General features: G+C 61.5%; 20 protein-coding genes. 13 read left to right on the forward strand and 7 right to left on the reverse strand.

Annotated elements, in window-relative coordinates; all coding sequences use genetic code 11:
• Positions 1 to 9 precede the first annotated feature (9 nt).
• Entirely contained in the window at positions 10 to 912 is a 903-nt protein-coding gene (locus tag QR290_RS24635; RefSeq protein ID WP_115079180.1) for a TIGR01777 family oxidoreductase, read from the reverse strand.
• Positions 913 to 1,109: 197 nt separating this feature from the next.
• On the opposite strand from QR290_RS24635, the gene QR290_RS24640 reads away from it, so the two are divergent.
• The 12 genes from QR290_RS24640 to QR290_RS24695 all read left to right on the forward strand — a co-directional run bounded on the left by QR290_RS24640 (position 1,110) and on the right by QR290_RS24695 (position 11,135).
• Positions 1,110 to 2,096, forward strand: a complete 987-nt coding sequence (locus tag QR290_RS24640; RefSeq protein WP_115079181.1) for an NAD(P)/FAD-dependent oxidoreductase — start codon at positions 1,110 to 1,112, stop codon at positions 2,094 to 2,096.
• Entirely contained in the window at positions 2,093 to 2,308 is a 216-nt protein-coding gene (locus tag QR290_RS24645) for a TIGR02450 family Trp-rich protein (RefSeq protein WP_289203792.1), read from the forward strand. The genes QR290_RS24640 and QR290_RS24645 overlap by 4 nt, the downstream gene beginning before the upstream one ends.
• 110 nt (positions 2,309 to 2,418) lie before the next feature.
• Positions 2,419 to 3,378 carry a YbgA family protein gene (locus QR290_RS24650; protein ID WP_289203793.1) on the forward strand — a complete coding sequence of 320 codons (960 nt, stop codon included), beginning with the start codon at positions 2,419 to 2,421 and terminating at the stop codon, positions 3,376 to 3,378.
• The gene (locus QR290_RS24655; protein WP_289203794.1) at positions 3,378 to 4,319 is read left to right on the forward strand and encodes a MerR family transcriptional regulator; all 942 of its coding nucleotides are present in this window, start codon (positions 3,378 to 3,380) and stop codon (positions 4,317 to 4,319) included. Before QR290_RS24650 ends, QR290_RS24655 begins: the two co-directional genes overlap by 1 nt.
• 20 nt (positions 4,320 to 4,339) lie before the next feature.
• Positions 4,340 to 5,785, forward strand: a complete 1,446-nt coding sequence (gene phrB, locus QR290_RS24660) for a deoxyribodipyrimidine photo-lyase (RefSeq protein ID WP_289203795.1) — start codon at positions 4,340 to 4,342, stop codon at positions 5,783 to 5,785.
• Complete coding sequence (locus QR290_RS24665) at positions 5,778 to 6,200, forward strand: nuclear transport factor 2 family protein (RefSeq protein ID WP_115079186.1); 423 nt, start codon at positions 5,778 to 5,780, stop codon at positions 6,198 to 6,200. The genes phrB and QR290_RS24665 overlap by 8 nt, the downstream gene beginning before the upstream one ends.
• The gene (locus QR290_RS24670) at positions 6,197 to 6,979 is read left to right on the forward strand and encodes an SDR family NAD(P)-dependent oxidoreductase (protein ID WP_289203796.1); all 783 of its coding nucleotides are present in this window, start codon (positions 6,197 to 6,199) and stop codon (positions 6,977 to 6,979) included. Before QR290_RS24665 ends, QR290_RS24670 begins: the two co-directional genes overlap by 4 nt.
• Positions 6,976 to 8,223 (forward strand): NAD(P)/FAD-dependent oxidoreductase, encoded by a 1,248-nt coding sequence (locus QR290_RS24675; protein ID WP_289203797.1) that lies wholly within the window; start codon positions 6,976 to 6,978, stop codon positions 8,221 to 8,223. The genes QR290_RS24670 and QR290_RS24675 overlap by 4 nt, the downstream gene beginning before the upstream one ends.
• Positions 8,220 to 9,035, forward strand: coding sequence for a DUF1365 domain-containing protein (locus tag QR290_RS24680; protein ID WP_289203798.1), 816 nt, complete (start codon positions 8,220 to 8,222; stop codon positions 9,033 to 9,035). The genes QR290_RS24675 and QR290_RS24680 overlap by 4 nt, the downstream gene beginning before the upstream one ends.
• A complete protein-coding gene (locus QR290_RS24685) occupies positions 9,022 to 10,293 on the forward strand; it encodes an SAM-dependent methyltransferase (RefSeq protein ID WP_289203799.1) in 1,272 nt (423 codons plus the stop codon). Before QR290_RS24680 ends, QR290_RS24685 begins: the two co-directional genes overlap by 14 nt.
• Positions 10,286 to 10,777, forward strand: coding sequence for a DUF2878 domain-containing protein (locus QR290_RS24690; RefSeq protein WP_289203800.1), 492 nt, complete (start codon positions 10,286 to 10,288; stop codon positions 10,775 to 10,777). Before QR290_RS24685 ends, QR290_RS24690 begins: the two co-directional genes overlap by 8 nt.
• A 52-nt stretch (positions 10,778 to 10,829) precedes the next feature.
• Positions 10,830 to 11,135, forward strand: a complete 306-nt coding sequence (locus QR290_RS24695) for a YkgJ family cysteine cluster protein (protein WP_011335918.1) — start codon at positions 10,830 to 10,832, stop codon at positions 11,133 to 11,135.
• Between the two features lie 58 nt (positions 11,136 to 11,193).
• On the opposite strand, the gene QR290_RS24700 is transcribed toward QR290_RS24695, so the two are convergent.
• The 6 genes from QR290_RS24700 to hemA all read right to left on the reverse strand — a co-directional run bounded on the left by QR290_RS24700 (position 11,194) and on the right by hemA (position 16,554).
• On the reverse strand, positions 11,194 to 11,712 hold the full coding sequence (locus tag QR290_RS24700) for an acyloxyacyl hydrolase (RefSeq protein WP_115079192.1): 519 nt from the start codon (positions 11,710 to 11,712) through the stop codon (positions 11,194 to 11,196).
• A 112-nt stretch (positions 11,713 to 11,824) separates the two neighbouring features.
• On the reverse strand, positions 11,825 to 12,616 hold the full coding sequence (gene murI / locus QR290_RS24705; protein ID WP_289203801.1) for a glutamate racemase: 792 nt from the start codon (positions 12,614 to 12,616) through the stop codon (positions 11,825 to 11,827).
• Positions 12,609 to 13,364 (reverse strand): molybdopterin-synthase adenylyltransferase MoeB, encoded by a 756-nt coding sequence (locus QR290_RS24710; RefSeq protein ID WP_289203802.1) that lies wholly within the window; start codon positions 13,362 to 13,364, stop codon positions 12,609 to 12,611. The genes murI and QR290_RS24710 overlap by 8 nt, the downstream gene beginning before the upstream one ends.
• Positions 13,358 to 14,188, reverse strand: coding sequence for a peptide chain release factor N(5)-glutamine methyltransferase (gene prmC / locus QR290_RS24715; protein ID WP_108563240.1), 831 nt, complete (start codon positions 14,186 to 14,188; stop codon positions 13,358 to 13,360). The genes QR290_RS24710 and prmC overlap by 7 nt, the downstream gene beginning before the upstream one ends.
• Positions 14,189 to 15,271: a peptide chain release factor 1 gene (gene prfA / locus QR290_RS24720; RefSeq protein ID WP_115079196.1), complete on the reverse strand. Its 1,083-nt coding sequence runs from the start codon at positions 15,269 to 15,271 to the stop codon at positions 14,189 to 14,191. It abuts the gene before it with no gap.
• Complete coding sequence (gene hemA / locus QR290_RS24725) at positions 15,268 to 16,554, reverse strand: glutamyl-tRNA reductase (protein WP_007951716.1); 1,287 nt, start codon at positions 16,552 to 16,554, stop codon at positions 15,268 to 15,270. Before hemA ends, prfA begins: the two co-directional genes overlap by 4 nt.
• A gap of 182 nt (positions 16,555 to 16,736) precedes the next feature.
• Here hemA and QR290_RS24730 point away from each other — a divergent pair, with 182 nt between their 5' ends.
• Positions 16,737 to 18,461, forward strand: coding sequence for a tetratricopeptide repeat protein (locus QR290_RS24730; RefSeq protein ID WP_007951720.1), 1,725 nt, complete (start codon positions 16,737 to 16,739; stop codon positions 18,459 to 18,461).
• Positions 18,462 to 18,463: the final 2 nt, after the last annotated feature.

Below are 18,463 nucleotides of genomic sequence, written 5' to 3' on the forward strand. Positions count from 1 at the left end.
CGTCCTATTTCAGAGGCGGCTGGAAAGATCGTCCAGGGCCGCGCGTAAATCCGTGAACCGGAAAGTGAATCCCGCTTCCAGCAAGCGTTTCGGCGTGGCCCGTTGGCCACCCAGCAACAGCAATGACATCTCGCCGAGCCCGACCTTCAACGCGAGGGCCGGCATCGGCATGAACGCCGGGCGGTGCAGCACGCTGCCCAGCGTCTTGGCGAATTCGCGATTGCGCACAGGTTTCGGCGCGCACGCATTATAAGGACCGCTCGCCTGATTGCGGTGCAGAAGAAAATCAATCAGGGCGATTTGGTCATCGATATGAATCCACGGCATCCACTGCCGACCATTGCCCAAAGGCCCGCCCAGCCCGAGCTTGAACGGCAGCAGCAGGCGCGACAAAAAGCCGCCCTCGGCCGACAGCACCAGCCCGGTGCGCACCAGCACCACACGAATATCCATCGCTTCGGCGCGTTGCGCGGTTTCCTCCCAGGCGATGCACAACTGGCTGGCGAAATCGTCGATGACCGGGGGCGAGTCCTCGGTCAACTCACGCTCGCCGCCGTCACCGTACCAACCCACGGCCGAACCCGAGATCAGCAGCGACGGTTTCTGCCCGCGTTTTTCCAGCCACGCCAGCAACGATTCGGTCAGCGTTATCCGGCTGCTCCACAACAACGCCTTGCGCCGATGGGTCCATGGCCGGTCGGCAATCGGCGCGCCGGCGAGGTTGACGATCACGTCGACCGGCTCGTCGCCAAGTTCCTCCAGACGCGCGATTCCACGCACCTGGGCGCCACAGATGTTCGCGACTTTTTCCGGACGACGACTCCAGACCGTCAGGCGATGCCCCTGCCCGGACCAGTGCCGGCAAAGCTGACGTCCGATCAATCCAGTACCGCCGGTCAGCAATATGTGCATGACTTCTACCTCGCGTGGCGTTTTACCCCGATCACTAGTCTATTTTTATAAACAGGGATCTTTTCTATCGGGCAGGCTCTATTGTTTAACCATAGGCCAAGCTGTCAGAACGAGAACGCTGGAAGTTATACCAAAAAACAAAATTGTACAGGTTTCATCCACGGCGTAGTCTGTACAGAAAGGTAAACGAGGCCCCTATGACTGTACCTATCGCAATCATTGGCACCGGCATCGCCGGACTCTCCGCCGCCCAGGCTCTGACAGATGCCGGGCATACCGTTCAGTTGTTCGATAAAAGCCGCGGCAGCGGCGGACGCATGTCGAGCAAGCGCAGCGACGCGGGCTCGCTGGACATGGGCGCGCAATACTTCACCGCCCGTGACCGACGCTTCGTGACTGAAGTCCAGCGCTGGCAAAGCAAAGGCTGGGTCGCCGAATGGGCACCGCAGCTCTACACCTTTCATGGCGGGCAGTTGAACCTGTCGCCGGACGAACAGACCCGCTGGGTCGGCACGCCGCGCATGAGCGCCATCACCCGGGGCCTGCTCGATGGGCTGGAAGTGCATTTCGCCTGCCGCATCACCGAGGTCTATCGCGGTGAAGAACACTGGCACCTGCAGGACGCCGAAGGCTTTACTCACGGGCCGTTCAGCCACGTCGTGATCGCCACGCCGGCGCCGCAGGCCACTGCCCTGCTGGCCGCCGCGCCGAAGCTGGCCGGTGCCGCCGCCGGAGTGAAAATGGAACCGACCTGGGCCGTCGCCCTCGCCTTCGACACACCGCTGGATACACCGATCGAAGGCTGCTTCGTCCAGGACAGCGCCCTCGACTGGCTGGCCCGCAACCGCAGCAAACCGGGACGCGACACCACGTGCGACACCTGGGTCCTGCACGCCACCAGCGCCTGGAGCCGGCAGCACATCGACCTGCCCAAGGAAGCGGTGATCGAACAATTGCATGGCGCCTTCGCCGAATTGCTGCACAGCGCCATGCCCGCCCCGACCTTCAGCCTCGCCCACCGCTGGCTGTATGCCCGGCCGGCCAGCAGCCATGAATGGGGCACCCTGGCCGACGCCGATCTGGGCCTGTACGCCTGTGGCGACTGGTGCCTGTCGGGTCGGGTCGAAGGGGCTTGGCTCAGTGGTCAGGAGGCTGCACGACGCTTGCACGAGCACCTGCAGTGAACCGCATCAATCCGCGCAAATTGCTGCTGTCGAAATGGACAGCAGCCCACCCGCAAAGCCGTGAAAAGCATTTCCTGGTGACCGAACTGTTCCGCGACGAGGACGGCACGGTGCTGGAAATCGAGCTGCAAGCTGTGCTGACCCGGCGTACCGAGCAATGCGATTGGCATACCCTGCAGGATGATTCGCGCTGGAAAATGGGTTGGCGCTAAAAACCTGAAAAACTTGTACAAACGATTTGACTTGTACACCTATGAATCTATGCTGAAAGAATGTTGTACAGATCTACTCGTCTGTACAGGTTTAGATTCGAGGTTGCTGCATGTCCGACTCATCGATGTCCCCACCGAAAATCGCCATCAGCGCCTGCCTGATGGGCGCCGAAGTGCGCTACAACGGTGGGCACAAGGAATCGCGGCTGTGCACCCGCACCCTCAGCGAACATTTCGAATTCGTCCCGGTGTGCCCGGAAGTCGCGATCGGCCTGGGCATTCCCCGCGAGCCGATCCGCCTGGTCGGTGACCCGGAACAGCCCGAGGCCCTAGGCACCGTCGACCGCGAGATCAATGTCACCACGCCGCTGGCGGAATACGGCGAGAAAATGGCCGCCGAACTGCACGACATCTGCGGCTACATCTTCATGCAGCAATCGCCGTCGTGCGGGCTGGAACGGGTCAAGGTCTATCACCCGAACGGCGCGCCACTGGGCAACGGTCGCGGAATCTACGCCCAGGCGTTCTGTGCAGCGCACCCTGAATTGCCGGTGGAAGAAGCCGGGCGCCTGAACGATCCGGTGCTACGGGAAAACTTCATCACCCGGGTGTTCGCTTACAGCGACTGGCAGCAGGTTCTACAAAGAGGCCTGAGCCGGCGCGCCCTCACTGACTTCCACTCGCGCTACAAATACCTGCTGATGGCCCACAACCCGGTGCAATACAAGGCGCTGGGCAATCTGCTGGGCAACATGGGCCGGCTCGATCCCGAAGAGCTCGGCCCGCGCTATTTCAGTGAACTGATGGCGGCGCTGAAAAAATGCGCCACCCGCCGCACCCACAGCAATGTCCTGCAGCACATCAGTGGATACCTGAAACAGGTCATCACCGCCGAAGACAAACAGGAAGTGCAGCGCATCATCGGCCAGTACCGGCACGGCATCGTGCCGCTGGTGGTACCGCTGACGCTGCTCAAGCATCACTTTCGCCTCCACCCGGATCCCTACATTGCGCAGCAGGTGTACCTGCAACCGCATCCGGAAAACCTCAGCCTGCGAAACGCCATTTGATGAACGACTCACCTGACACCAGCGCCCGTGAAGACCTCGGCGCCGACTTCAAGAAAGCCCTCGACGAAGGCTGGCTGCCGATCCGCGAAGTCGCGCGCCAGACCGGCGTGAATGCCGTGACCCTGCGCGCCTGGGAACGCCGCTACGGGCTGATCGTTCCGCACCGCACGCCCAAGGGCCATCGCCTTTACAGCGCAGACCATGTGCAGCGCATCCAGAACATCCTCACCTGGCTCAACCGGGGTGTCGCGGTCAGCCAGGTCAAACCGCTGCTCGACACGGCGCAGGCGTTCAACGAACCGGTGGAGGACGAATGGTATCCGCTGCGCCAGGCCGCTCTACTGGCGGTCACTCACCTGAACGAGCGCAGCCTCGACGACTGCATCAACCAGGCGATGGCGCTGTACCCGCCGCGCACACTCTGCGAGCAATTGCTGCTGCCGCTGCTGACAGATCTCGAACAGCGCTGGCAGGGCCAGTTCGGTGCGCAGATGGAGCGCGTGTTCTTTTTTGCCTGGTTACGCAGCAAATTCGGCGCACGCATCTACCATAACAATCGTCAGTTGCGCACCGCGCCGCTGCTGCTGGTCAATCAGTCGGATCTGCCACTGGAACCGCACCTGTGGCTCTGCGCCTGGCTGATCAGCAGCGCCGATTGCCCGGTGCAGGTGTTCGACTGGCCGCTGCCGGCCGCAGAGCTGGCGCTGGCAACCGATACCCTGCAAGCCCGTGGCGTACTGCTGTATTCCAGCAAAGCCCTGAGCCTTGCGCAGCTACCAAAACTGCTGAATGGAGTCAGCTGCCCAAAACTGATTGCCGGACCCACGGTGTGCATTCACCACGCCGAGTTGTCAGCAAGAACTTCCGAAATCGCTGATCTGCTCCTGGCCGAAGACCCTCTTTCGGCGCATCGGGTACTCATTCAGCGTGGGTTGATTTAATGATTCAGACAGAGACCGACATGCAATTGATCTGGCTGCGCAGCGACCTGCGACAACACGACAACACCGCCCTCGCGGCCGCCGCCGAGCGTGGCCCGACCGTGGCCGTGTACTTGTTGAGCCCGCAGCAATGGCAGGAACATGACGACGCACCGTGCAAGATCGATTTCTGGCTGCGCAATCTGCGTGAATTGAGCAAAAGCCTTGGCGACCTGAACATCCCGCTCCTGATCCGCACTGCGCCTCACTGGGATCAGGCACCCGCCGTGCTGCTCGAACTGTGCCGGCAGCTGAAGATCGAGGCGGTGCACGTCAACGAGGAATACGGTATCAACGAAAGCCGTCGCGATGCGGCCGCTGCCGAGGCGTTGCAAGCCGAAGGCATAACCTTGCACAGCTACCTCGACCAATTGCTGTTCAAACCCGGCAGCGTTCTGACCAAAACCGGTACTTACTTTCAGGTGTTCAGCCAGTTCCGCAAGGTCTGCTACGAACGCCTGCACCGCTCGATGCCTTCGCTGAAACAGGCTCCGGGCAAACAGTCAGTGCTGAACATCGCCAGCGACCCCGTTCCAGAAGCCATCGAAGGATTCCCGACACCCGACGAATCCCTGCGCGCCCTGTGGCCCGCCGGTGAAACCGAGGCCCGACGCCGCCTCGACACATTCGCCGATGCACAGATCGATTACTACAAGAGCGAACGCGACTTCCCCGCCAAACCCGGCACCAGCCAACTCTCGGCCTATCTGGCCGCCGGCGTGATCTCGCCACGCCAATGCCTGCACGCCGCCCTGCAAAGCAATCAGGGCGAATTCGAAAGCGGCAAGGTCGGGGCCGTCACCTGGATCAACGAACTGCTGTGGCGCGAGTTCTACAAACACATTCTTGTCGGCTATCCACGGGTTTCACGGCATCGCGCATTCCGCCCGGAAACTGAAGCCCTGGCCTGGCGCGACGCCCCCGAGGACCTGGCCGCCTGGCAAGAGGCCCGCACCGGCTTGCCGATCATCGACGCTGCCATGCGCCAACTGCTGGAAACCGGCTGGATGCACAACCGCCTGCGGATGGTGGTGGCGATGTTTCTGACCAAAAACCTGCTGATCGACTGGCGCGAAGGAGAACGCTTTTTCATGCGCCACCTGATCGACGGCGACCTGGCCGCCAACAACGGCGGCTGGCAGTGGAGTTCCTCGACCGGCACCGATTCGGCGCCGTACTTCCGCATCTTCAACCCGGTCAGCCAGTCGGAAAAATTCGACAGCGAAGGCCTGTTCATCAAGCACTGGCTGCCGGAGCTGGCCGGGCTGAACAAGAAAGAAGTCCACAACCCGGCCAGTGCCGGCGGGCTGTTCGGGGTGGCGGACTATCCGGCGCCGATCGTCAATCTGAGCGCATCGCGGGAACGGGCGCTGACAGCGTTCAAGAACCTGCCGTCACGCGCGTCTCAAGGAGTGAGCGATGAGTGAATTTCTGCGCGGTTTCGCCCAGCGGTTCGCACAGTTGAACAAAGACAACTTGCGGAATCTGGACGAACTGTACAGCGAGGACATTCATTTCACCGATCCACTACACGAAGTGCAGGGGCTGACGAACTTGCGCGGCTATTTCAGCGAGTTGTACGCCAACGTCAACGAACTGCGCTTTGATTTCCACGGCTTCGACCAGATCGGCGACGGCGAAGGCTATTTGCGTTGGGTCATGAGCTATCGCCACCCGCGTCTGAGCGGCGGGCAACCGATCCGCGTCGCCGGCTGTTCACACCTGCTCTGGAGCGACAAGGTTTACCGCCACCGGGATTACTTCGATGCCGGAGCGCTGCTTTATGAACATTTACCCGTATTGGGCCGAGTGATCGCCTGGCTGAAAAGGAGATTGGGATGAGTCGTACAGCTCCACGGCGTTATTGGTTGACCGGTGCCAGCAGTGGGATCGGCGCCGCATTGGCAGAAGAAATCCTCAAGACCGGTGCACATCTGGCGGTCAGTTCGCGCCAGGTCGCACCGCTCAAGGTTCTGTCGCAACGTTATCCGGGACAGGTGCTGGTGGTGCCCGGCGATCTGACCAACAGCCAGACTGTGCGCGAAATTGGCGAACAGATCGCGCACGACTGGGGCTCGCTGGATTCGGTGATTCTCAACGCGGGCACCTGCGAATACGTCGATGCCCGTCAGTTCGACGCCTCGATCGTCGAACACGTGGTGCGCACCAACCTGCTCGCCAGCAGCTATTGCATCGAAGCCGCCCTGCCCTTGTTGCGCAAAGGCACGGCGCCGCATCTGGTGGGCATGGCCAGCTCAGTGACCTATGTGCCGCTGCCCCGCGCCGAAGCCTATGGCGCATCGAAGGCCGGGCTGCGTTATCTGTTCGAATCACTGCGCATCGACCTCGCCGACGAAGGCATTGAAGTCACGGTGATCAGCCCCGGTTTCGTCGACACACCGCTGACCGCCAAGAATGATTTTCCGATGCCGCTCAGTTGGCCTGTGGACAAAGCCGCGCGGCATATCTTCGCCAAACTGAAGGATCGCCCGCTGGAGATCGCTTTCCCGGCGCTGTTCATGGCAGCCCTGTGGCCCTTGTCGAAAATGCCCGCGCGCGTACAACTGGCGATCGGCAAACGCATGGTGCGCAGCAGCCCGCCGCTCAGGGACGCAACATGAAAATCGCCATCGTCGGCAGCGGCATCGCCGGTTTGACCTGCGCGTATCTGCTCGCTCGCCGACATGAAATCACGCTGTTCGAAGCCGACGCCCGGGTCGGCGGTCATACGCACACGGTGCCGGTGACTGTGGACGGGCGCGACTACGCGGTGGACACCGGGTTCATCGTGTTCAACGACTGGACGTATCCCAACTTCATTCGTTTGCTCGGCCAGTTGGGCGTGGCCTTCAAGCCCACCGAAATGAGTTTTTCAGTCAACGATCCGGACACGGGACTCGAATACAACGGCAATAATCTGAACAGCCTGTTCGCCCAGCGCAGCAATCTGTTGTCCCCCGGATTCTGGGGCATGTTGCGCGACATCCTGCGGTTCAACAAAGAGGCTCGGCGCGACCTCGCCGAACAGCGAATTACCGCCGACACCACCCTCGACGATTACTTCAAGGCCGGCGGTTACGGCGAGCGATTCATCCTGCATTACATCGTGCCGATGGGCGCGGCGATCTGGTCGATGCCGATGGCCGAAATGCTCAATTTTCCGTTGCAGTTCTTCGTGCGCTTTTTCGAGAATCACGGGTTGCTGTCGATCAGCAATCGGCCGCAGTGGCAGGTGATCGAGGGCGGCTCCAGTGCCTATATCACACCGCTGACCGAGGCGTTCAAGGAGCGCATCCGCCTGAACTGCCCGGTGGGCCGGATCGATCGCGATGCGCACGGCGTGGTTATCCACAGCCCTGCCGGCATCGAACGTTTCGACAAAGTGGTGCTGGCCTGCCACAGCGACCAGGCGTTGCGACTGCTGGGAAATCCTGACGATAAAGAACGGGAAATCCTCGGTGCCCTGCCCTACGCCGACAACGAAGTGGTGTTGCACACCGACACCCGTCTGCTGCCCACACGCAAACGGGCCTGGGCCAGTTGGAACTATCGCCTCGGCGGTGCGGGCCATACCCGGGCCGCCGTGACCTACGACATGAACATTCTGCAAGGCATCCAGAGCGATACCACGTTCTGCGTCAGCCTCAACCAGAGCGCCGGCATCAGCCCGTCGAAAGTGCTCGCGCGCTTCACCTACGCCCACCCGCAATTCAGCCTCGCGGCGGTAGCGGCGCAGCAGCGATGGGCCGAAATCGACGGCGCGCAGCACACGCATTATTGCGGCGCCTATTGGGCCAACGGTTTTCATGAGGATGGCGTGGTCAGCGCTTTGCGCGTGGCCGCATCCTTTGGAGAAAGCCTGTGAACAGCGCGCTCTACAGCGGCTGGATCGCCCATCGGCGATTTGCTCCGCGTCGTCATGAATTCCGTTACCGGATCGGCATGCTGTACCTCGATCTGGCTGAACAGGAGGCGGTGCTGAACCTGTCCCGACTGGCGGGCTCCAGCCGCTTTGCGCCGTTTTCATTTCGCGAAACCGACTACCTGAAAACCTTCACTGGCGCAGGCGTAAGCCTGAGCGATGCGGTGCGGCAACGGGTGGGCGAAGCCCTGGGCCATACGCCGCAAGGTTCGATCTGCCTGCTGACCCAGCCGCGCAGCTGGGGCCTGTCGTTCAACCCGGTGAGTTTTTTCTATTGCCACGAGGCCGACGGTCAACTGGCAGCGATTCTCTGCGAAGTCAGCAACACCCCGTGGCGCGAGCGTTATCACTACGTGCTGCCGGCCAGAGCGCCGACCAACCTGCAGGACTTTCACCAGCACTTTGCCGTGGCCAAGGCGTTTCATGTGTCGCCGTTCCTGCCGCCGGATCTGGAGTACCGCATGAGTTTCAGCCCCGCCGCGCAGACCCTTGGCGTGCATATGGCCGACTGGCAAGGCGAGCAAAAACTGTTCGACGCCACCCTCGACCTGCGACGCGAACCCCTTGATCGGCGCCACTTGCATCGACACCTGTGGCGTTTTCCCTGGATGACCGCGAAGACCGCGCTGGCGATCTATTGGCAGGCGCTGCGCCTGTTGCTCAAGCGCACGCCGGTGTTTGCCCACCAGCGCGCCGACGACCGTTTTCGAACCGCCACCGCACCTCCCGAGGAACGTCACCATGAAATCCACTAGCGTCTCGGCCAAAGCCAGCCTGCTCAGCCCCCATGGCCTGAGCGGTTCGCTGCTGCGCCGGGGAGTACTGCGCCAGCTGGAGCAGCTCAAACATGGCCAACTGATCGTCATCGAGGACGGCGAACGCCACGTCTTCGGCACGCCGGGCAGTGCGCTGGCTGGCGAGATTCAGGTCATGGATCCGGCCGCTTGGGGCCTGGTCGCCGGCAATGGTTCGATCGGTGCCGGTGAGGCTTTTATTCATGGTTACTGGCGCTCGCCGGATCTGACGGCGGTGGTGCGGATCTTCGTCAGCAACCTTGAAGTGCTCGACGCAATGGAAGGTGGCCTGGCCCGCCTCGGTCGCCCGCTGGTGCGCGGGCTGCACTGGCTAAACCGCAATACGCGCAAGGGCTCGCAGAAAAACATCGCCGCTCATTACGATCTCGGCAATGACCTGTTCGAACAGTTTCTCGACCCGACCATGATGTACTCGGCCGCGCAGTTTCTCCGCCCCGACGACAGCCTGGAGCAGGCGCAACTGAACAAACTGGAGCGGATCTGCCAGAAGCTCGCGCTCAAGCCCGGCGATCATCTGCTGGAAATCGGCACCGGCTGGGGCAGCATGGCGCTCTACGCGGCGCAGCATTACGGCTGCAAAGTCACCACCACCACGCTGTCGAAGGAACAGTTCGCTTTCACCGCCGCCCGCATCGAACGCCTCGGTTTGCAAGATCAGGTGACGCTGCTGCTCAAGGACTACCGCGACCTCACCGGCCAGTACGACAAACTGGTGTCGATCGAGATGATCGAAGCGGTCGGCCACCGCTTCCTGCCGACCTACTTCAAACAGTGCGCGCACTTGCTCAAGAGCAACGGCCTGATGCTGCTGCAAGCGATCACCATCCGCGAGCAGCGCTACGAGCAGGCGCGTCGTGGGGTCGACTTCATCCAGCGTTACATTTTCCCAGGCGGCGCTCTGCCCTGCGTGCAGAAAATGCTCGAGATCGTCAGCCGCGACACCGACATGAATCTGTTGCACATGGAAGATTTCGGCCTGCACTACGCTCGCACCCTGCGTCTGTGGCACGAGAACTTTCGGCATGCTCAGGGGCGTCTGACCGAATTGGGCTACGACGATTACTTTCTCAGACTGTGGGAGTTCTACCTGTGTTATTGCGAGGGCGGCTTCCTCGAACGCACCATCGGCACCGCGCAACTGTTGCTGGCCAAACCGGCGGCGATGACCGCGCCTTTGCTGGGCCGGTTCGATGCTTGAGCGGTTGGCCAACGCGGTGCTGTTCCAGATCGGCTGGCTGGCCTGCGTACTCGGCGGTAACAGTTTGTGGTTGCTGCTGGCGCTGGCGGTGCTGGTGGTTCATCTGCGCTGGGTCAGCAGTTGGGCGCAGGAAGGCCGGTTGATCCTCAGTGTGGTGATCATCGGCACAGCGGTGGACAGTGTGTTGCGCGGCCTCGGGGTTTTCGAGTTCAAGGATCTGTCGCCGCTGATTCCACTGTGGCTGATGTTGTTGTGGGCGTTGTTCGCCACGACGTTGCGTCATTGCCTGCAATGGAGCGCACGGCCGTGGTGGCTGGCCAGTCTGCTTGGCGCGGCGGGTGGCGCGCTGTCCTATGGCGCCGGCGGACGACTGGCCGGTGTGCAGTTTCCTTTCGGTGAATTGTCTACCCTGATCGGCATCGCGCTGCTGTGGGCGTTGCTGTTTCCGCTGCTGCACCAATTGTCCCGGCGGCTGGCGCGCTAAACGCCTGTCAGGCCTTTCACACGGTCATCAGTCACTGCCGTACACTGGCGCCATGAAAACCATTCCCCATCGGCAAATCGCCGAACCCGTGGTCACGTGTTCGACCTGTGCAGCCTGCTGCTGTCAGCTCGAAGTGATGCTGATCACCGACACCGGCGTACCCGAGCGTTTTATCGATACCGACGATTGGGGTGGTGAGGTGATGCTGCGTCTGGACGATGGCTGGTGTGCGGCGCTGGATCGCGACACGATGATGTGCACGATCTACGAGAAGCGCCCGCTGATCTGCCGCGAGTTCGAAATGGGTGCGCCGGAATGCATCGATGAACGCCAGGGGATTGCCACGGCGTATCGCTGAACACAAAAAAAGGAGCGCTTGGCGCTCCTTTTTTATGGGTCTGACTTCTTCTGGGGGATTACAGCGGCATCGTGTAATGCAATGCGTAGCTTTCCACCCCATCGTTGTCGCTGCTCAGACCGGCGTTGGAATAGTGCGTCGCACGGATCCCGACTTCGTGCCCGCCATTGAAGCGCAGGCCGAAACCAAGGCGGTCTTCGAACTGGAAGGAACCGCCGAGCTTGTTGTCTTCGTACTCGGTGTTGGAGAACAGCGCCACCCCGATCCCCGCCTCGACATACGGTTTGACCGACTGACCGGCGAACTCGTAAACAAACACCGGCGAGAACGACAGGCTATTGTTGCTCGACGTTTTGTCGCCTTCCCAATAGGTATAGGCGCCGCTCCAGTAACCGGTCAGACGACCGACGTCACTTTGCAGCCAGCTCTTGTCCCAATCGAAATTCATGCCCAGGCGATAAGTCATCGTCGAATCGCTGGTGGCACCCACTGCAAACTCGACGCCAGCAGCTTGTGCGGTAAAACTTTGCCCCATCAGTGCAGCCGCAATCGCGGCCAAGCAGAATAGTCGCTTCACGTTGAAACTTCCTTTTCCGGAACGATCGTTTGGTTTTTTAGGTCACTCTGCGCTATAGAAATCTGCGCTTGGTCAGAAGTTCAGCTGACTTTTTAGATATTTCACATTTTTTTTACAAGGTGAATTTTTCGACGTCGCCGGCGACTTGTCCCAGCAGGACCAGCGTGTGGCGCAAAGACTCGGGATCGGCGCTGGTCCAGAATCTGACCGGGCGGTTCGGCCCTTCGGCGAGCAGATCACGCTCGGCCAGCAACCGTTGCAGTTGCCGTGCTACCGCCGCGCCCGTATCGATCAGGCTGATGCTCTCGGGGATCATCGACTTGAGCATCGGCTTGAGAAACGGATAGTGGGTGCAGCCGAGAATGATCGTGTCGCAACCGTTGGCCAAAAGCGGATCGACGTAGTGTTTGAGCAAGGCACGCAACTGGGGACTGTGCAGATCGCCGCTTTCAATCAGCTCGACCAGTCCGGGGCACGGTTGAGTGATGACCCGCACATCGGTGGCAAAACGATCGAGCAGCGCTGCAAACTTCGCACTCTGCAAGGTGCCGGTGGTGGCGAGTACCCCCACCACCCCGCTGCGAGTGGCGGCGGCGGCCGGTTTGACCGCCGGCTCCATGCCGACGATCGGCCACTCGGGAAAGTCCCGGCGCAGATCGGCGACACCGGCCACGGTTGCGGTGTTGCACGCGATCACCAGTGCCTTGGCGCCCTGCTCCCGGAAAAAACCGGCCATCACGCTGCAACGCTGGCGGATGAAATCCGGGGTTTTCTCGCCATAAGGAATATGGCCGCAGTCGCCGAGGTACAGCAGCGATTCATTCGGTAGCAGTTGCTGGATTTCCGCCAGCACCGACAGACCGCCGACGCCGGAATCGAATACGGCAATCGGCGCTTCACGCATGCTGCGAACCACAGACGCTGCAACCGGGATCGCGCTTGACCCGCAGTTCACGGAAACGCGAGCCCAACGCATCGATCAACAGCAGGCGGCCCACCAGTGGCTCGCCAAAACCCGCCAGCAACTTCAAGGCTTCCAGCGCTTGCAGGCTGCCGACCAGACCGACCAGCGGCCCGACCACGCCGGCTTCGCTGCAAGTCAGTTCGGCTTCGCTGCCGTGACCGTACAGGCAGTGGTAGCACGGGCTCTCGGCGCGACGTGGGTCGAACACCGAGAGTTGTCCTTCGAGGCGAATCGCGGCGCCGCTGACCAAGGGCTTGCGCGCCGCCACGCACGCAGCGTTGACCGCTTCGCGGGTGGAGAAATTGTCCGAACAGTCGAGCACCAGATCCACCGCCGCCACGGCGGCGGCGAGGGAATCCTCGTCCAGCGCCTGACGATGGGGCACCAGTCTGATTTCAGGGTTGATTGCGCTCAGGCGCTTGAGTGCCGAGTCGACCTTGGTCATGCCGACGCTGTCGGTGTCGTGGATGATCTGGCGTTGCAGGTTGGTCAGGTCGACCGTGTCGAAATCCGCCAGGTGCAATTCACCGACACCCGCCGCCGCCAGATACAAGGCCACCGGCGCACCGAGACCGCCGAGACCGACGATCAATACCCGACTGTCCTTGAGCTTCAACTGGCCATCGATGTCGATGTGTTGCAGCAGGATCTGCCGACTGTAGCGCAACAATTCCTGATCATTCAGCACGGCAGGCGCCCCAGGCTGATCCGTTGATGGCCGCCCAGATCGGTACGGCTGTGGACTTCTTCGAAACCTTGCGTCAGCAGCAGATCGCGCACGGCTTCGGCTTGATCATAGCCGTGTTCGAGCATAAGCCAGCCACCGGCCTCCAGATGGGCCGGCGCCTGGGCGATGATCAGACGCAGGTCGTCGAGCCCGTCGATGCCGGCCACCAAGGCGCTTTCCGGCTCAAAACGCACATCGCCTTCCACCAGATGCGGATCGGCGGCGCGGATGTACGGCGGGTTACTGATGATCAACTCGAAACGCTTGCCTTCGAGGGCGCTGAACCAGTGGCTGCTCAGCACCGTCGCGTTGTTCAGATGCAGGCGTTGGCGATTGCGCTCGGCCAGGGCCACGGCTTCCAGCACGCGATCCACGGCGGTGACCTGCCACGCCGGGCGCTCGCTGGCCAGGGCCAGGGCAATCGCCCCGCTGCCGGTGCCGAGGTCGAGAACTTTGGCCGGGGTCGCCGGCAGCAATTCCAGTGCGGCTTCCACCAGCAGTTCGGTGTCCGGGCGCGGGATCAGCGTGTGCGGCGCGACTTCCAGATCCAGTTTCCAGAAACCCTGCTGGCCCAGAATGTAGGCGACCGGCTCGCCGCTGCGCCGACGTTGCAGGTACTCGGCGAACACCAGAGCGGCTTCGCTGGGCACAATGCGCTCGGGCCAGGTGTGGAGAAAACTGCGCGACTTGCCCAGCGCGGCGGCCAGAAGCAATTCGGCGTCCAGACGCGCGGTAGGCGAATCCGGCAGTTCGGCGGCACGCAACAGGCTGGCGATGATGGTCATTTACTCACCTATCGCTGCGAGCTGGTCGGCCTGGTATTCGGCCAGCAACGGCTCGATCACCGCTTCGACGCCACCGGCGAGGATTTCGTCGAGGGAATACAGGGTCAGGTTGACGCGGTGGTCGGTGACCCGGCCCTGGGCAAAGTTGTAGGTGCGGATACGCTCGGAGCGGTCACCGGAACCCACCAGCAATTTACGTTCGCTGGCGATGGCATTGGCCGCCGCAGCCGTCTGCTGGTCGTTGAGCTTGGCCGACAGCCAGGCCATCGCCCGGGCACGGTTCTTGTGCTGGGAACGTTCTTCCTGGCACTCGACAACGGTGCCGGTCGGTATGTGCGTAATACGGATCGCCGAATCGGTGGTGTTGACGTGCTGACCACCGGCCCCGGAGGAGCGGTAAGTGTCGACGCGCAAATCCGCCGGGTTGATCTCGATGGCTTCACGCTCGTCCGGCTCGGGCAATACCGCCACGGTGCAGGCCGAGGTGTGGATACGGCCCTGGGACTCGGTGGCGGGTACACGCTGTACGCGGTGCGCGCCGGATTCGAATTTCAGTTTGCCGTAAACGTTGTCGCCTTCGATGCGGGCGATGACTTCTTTATAGCCACCGTGTTCGCCTTCGTTTTCCGAAAGGATCTCCACGCGCCAGCCACGCCGTTCGGCGTAACGCGAGTACATGCGGAACAGGTCGCCGGAGAAGATCGCCGCCTCGTCGCCACCGGTGCCGGCGCGGATTTCGAGAAAGACGTTGCGCCCGTCGTTTGGATCCTTGGGCAGCAGCATGCGTTGCAGGTCGGATTCCAGCGTGACCAGCAATTCCTTGGCTTCGCGGACTTCTTCCACGGCCATTTCACGCATGTCCGGGTCGCTGTCCTTGAGCAGCGCCTGTGCGCCTTCAAGATCGCTTTGTACACCGAGCAGTTTTTTATAGCCTTGTACCACCGGCTCAAGTTCGGCGTATTCCTTGGAATAGGCGCGGAATTTGGTCTGGTCGGAAATGACTTCGCCGTCGCCGAGCAGAGCGGTCAGTTCCTCGAAACGGTCCTGGAGAATATCCAGCTTATTGAGCAGTGACGCTTTCATTGCGGTTTTTTATCCGAAAAGCTATCCGGTGAGCCCTCGAGGGCAAAGAGTTCCTGAGCCATGGCCAGCGCATCGAGGCGGCCTTCGGCAGAAAGCTTTTTCAACTGCACGCTCGGGGCGTGCAGGAGTTTGTTGGTCAGGCCACGGGCCAGTTGCCCGAGCACGTCTTCGGCGTTACCGCCGTTGGCCAGCAGGCGCAGGGCCTTTTGCAGTTCTTCGTCGCGCAGGCGTTCGCTCTGTTGACGATAGGCCTTGAGCACATCGACCGCCGCCAGCTCGCGCAGGCGCACCATGAAATCGTCGGCGCCGACCGAAACCATCTCTTCGGCCGCTTGCGCTGCGCCCTGACGGCTCTTGAGGTTTTCGGCGACCACTTCGTGCAGATCGTCGACGCTATAGAGATAAACGTCGTCGAGTTCGCCGACTTCTGGCTCGATATCACGGGGGACGGCGATGTCGACCATGAAGATCGGCTTGTGCTTGCGCAGTTTCAGCGCGCTTTCCACCGCGCCTTTACCGAGGATCGGCAACTGACTGGCGGTAGAACTGATGACGATATCGCTGCGCACCAGTTCGGCCGGGATGTCCGAGAGCAACACCGCATGGGCACCGAACTGCTCGGCCAGCAGGCTGGCACGCTCCAGGGTCCGGTTGGCGACCACGATGCGCTTGACCCCCAGTTCATGCAGATGGCGGGCGACCAGTGTGATGGTCTCGCCGGCGCCGATCAGCAAGGCCTGGCTGCGTTGCAGGTCGCTGAAAATCTGTTTGGCCAGGCTGACGGCGGCAAACGCCACGGACACCGGGTTTTCGCCGATGGCGGTGTCGGTGCGCACTTGCTTGGCGGCGTTGAAGGTCGCCTGGAAGAGTCGTCCGAGCAGCGGCCCGATGGTGCCGGCCTCGCGGGCCACGGCGTAGGCCGATTTCATCTGGCCGAGAATCTGCGGTTCGCCCAGCACCAGCGAGTCGAGCCCGGAGGCGACACGCATCATGTGACGAACTGCCGCATCATCTTCATGCACATAAGCACTCGCGCGCAGCTCATCGAGGCTTAAATGGTGATAGTCGGCCAGCCAGCGCAGCACGATATCGGCCGAAAGCTGATCCTGTTCTATATACAGCTCACTGCGATTGCAGGTGGAGAGGATCGCAGCTTCGCGGCTGTCGGTGAGTCGGCAGAGCTGCTGCAAGGCCTCCACCAGCTGCTCAGGGGTAAAGGCCACGCGCTCGCGGACGTCTACTGAAGCAGTCTTGTGGTTGATACCGAGTGCAAGGAAGGCCATTCAAGGTCGCTGATGGTGACGTGAAGCCGGCAATTGTCCTACTTCGTCAGATTCAGAACAACTACCGCTGACTATTGTCCCAATTGTCGGCCCCTATAATGGCCACAATCGAGACTCGGTTATGTTTGGCCGAAGGCTTGTGTCATGATGATCCGACCGCAGGTTAGTCGTCCTCTTCCTATATGAATAGATCTTCCGCGTTGCTCCTCGCTTTTGTCTTCCTCAGCGGCTGCCAGGCCTTGGCCCCCGTTTCGCAGGACGGTGCCTCACCGGTCGAAGACACCACGCCGGCTCCTGAAAAGCCCAAGGTTTACAGCTCGTTCAGCCAGGAAACAGTGTTCAGCCTGCTGAGTGCCGAACTCGCTGGCCAGCGCAATCGTTTCGACATTGCCCTGGACAACTACGTGACCCAGGCCATCAACACCCAGGATCCAGGCGTCTCCGAGCGTGCGTTCCGCATCGCCGAGTACCTGGGCGCCGACCAGCCAGCGCTGGATACCGCGCTGATCTGGGCGAAAAACGCCCCGGACGACCTCGAAGCGCAACGCGCCGCTGCCGTGCAGCTGGCTCGCGCCGGGCGTTATGACGACTCGATGGTCTATATGGAGAAAGTCCTGCAGGGCAAGGGCGACACCCATTTCGACTTCCTCGCGCTGTCGGCCGCCGACACCGATCAGGAAACCCGCAACGGCCTGATGAAAAGTTTCGACCGCCTGTTGCAGCGTCACCCGAACAACAATCAGCTGATTTTCGGCAAGGCCCTGCTGATGCAGCAGGACGGCGACACCCAAGGTGCGCTGACCCTGCTCGAAGACAATCCGCCGGAAGACGGCGAGATCGCCCCGATCCTGCTGCGCGCACGCCTGCTGCAAGGGCTCAACCGCGGCGACGAAGCGCTGCCGCTGCTGCAAAAGAGCATCAAGAAGTATCCGGACGACAAGCGCCTGCGCCTGACTTACGCGCGGATGCTGGTGGAACAGGACCGGATGGACGACGCCAAGGTCGAGTTCTCCACCCTGGTTCAGCAATACCCGGAAGACGACGAGCTGCGTTACTCGCTGGCGCTGGTCTGCCTGGAAGCCAAGGCCTGGGACGAGGCCAAGGGTTATCTGGAAGACCTGATCGCCCGGGAAAGCCATGTCGACTCGGCGCACCTGAACCTGGGCCGCATCGCCGAAGAACGCAACGACCCGCAAGGCGCGCTCATCGAGTACGCCCAGGTCGGCCCCGGCAACGACTATCTGCCGGCGCAACTGCGTCAGGCCGATATTCTGATGAACAACGGCAAGACCGCCGAAGCCCAGAGCAAACTGGCCGCCGAGCGTGACGAACAACCGGATTACGCGATCCAGCTGTACCTGATCGAAGCCGAAACCCTGTCCGCCAACAATCAGGGCGACAAGGCCTGGAAAGTCTTGCAACAAGCGTTGCAGCAGTACCCGGACGATCTGAATCTGCTTTACACCCGCGCGATGCAGGCGGAAAAACGCAATGATCTGGCGCAGATGGAAAAAGACCTGCGCCTGATCATCAAGCGCGATCCGGACAACGCCATGGCCCTCAACGCCCTCGGCTACACCCTGTCCGACCGCACCACCCGCTACGCTGAAGCCAAGGCGCTTATCGAGCAGGCGCACCAGATCAACCCGGAAGACCCGGCGGTTCTCGACAGCCTTGGCTGGGTGAACTTCCGCATGGGCAATCTGGAAGACGCCGAGAAATACCTGCGTCAGGCCCTTGAGCGCTTCCCCGATCACGAAGTCGCCGCGCATCTGGGCGAAGTGCTGTGGGCCAAGGGCAAGCAGCGCGAAGCGAAACAAATCTGGGGCAAGTTCCTCAAGGACCAGCCTGACAGCACCATCCTGCGCAGCACCATCAAGCGCCTGACCGGATCCGAGACTCTTTAACT

It is taken from the genome of Pseudomonas fluorescens (genome assembly GCF_030344995.1).
Classification (GTDB): Bacteria; Pseudomonadota; Gammaproteobacteria; order Pseudomonadales; family Pseudomonadaceae; genus Aquipseudomonas; species Aquipseudomonas fluorescens_BF.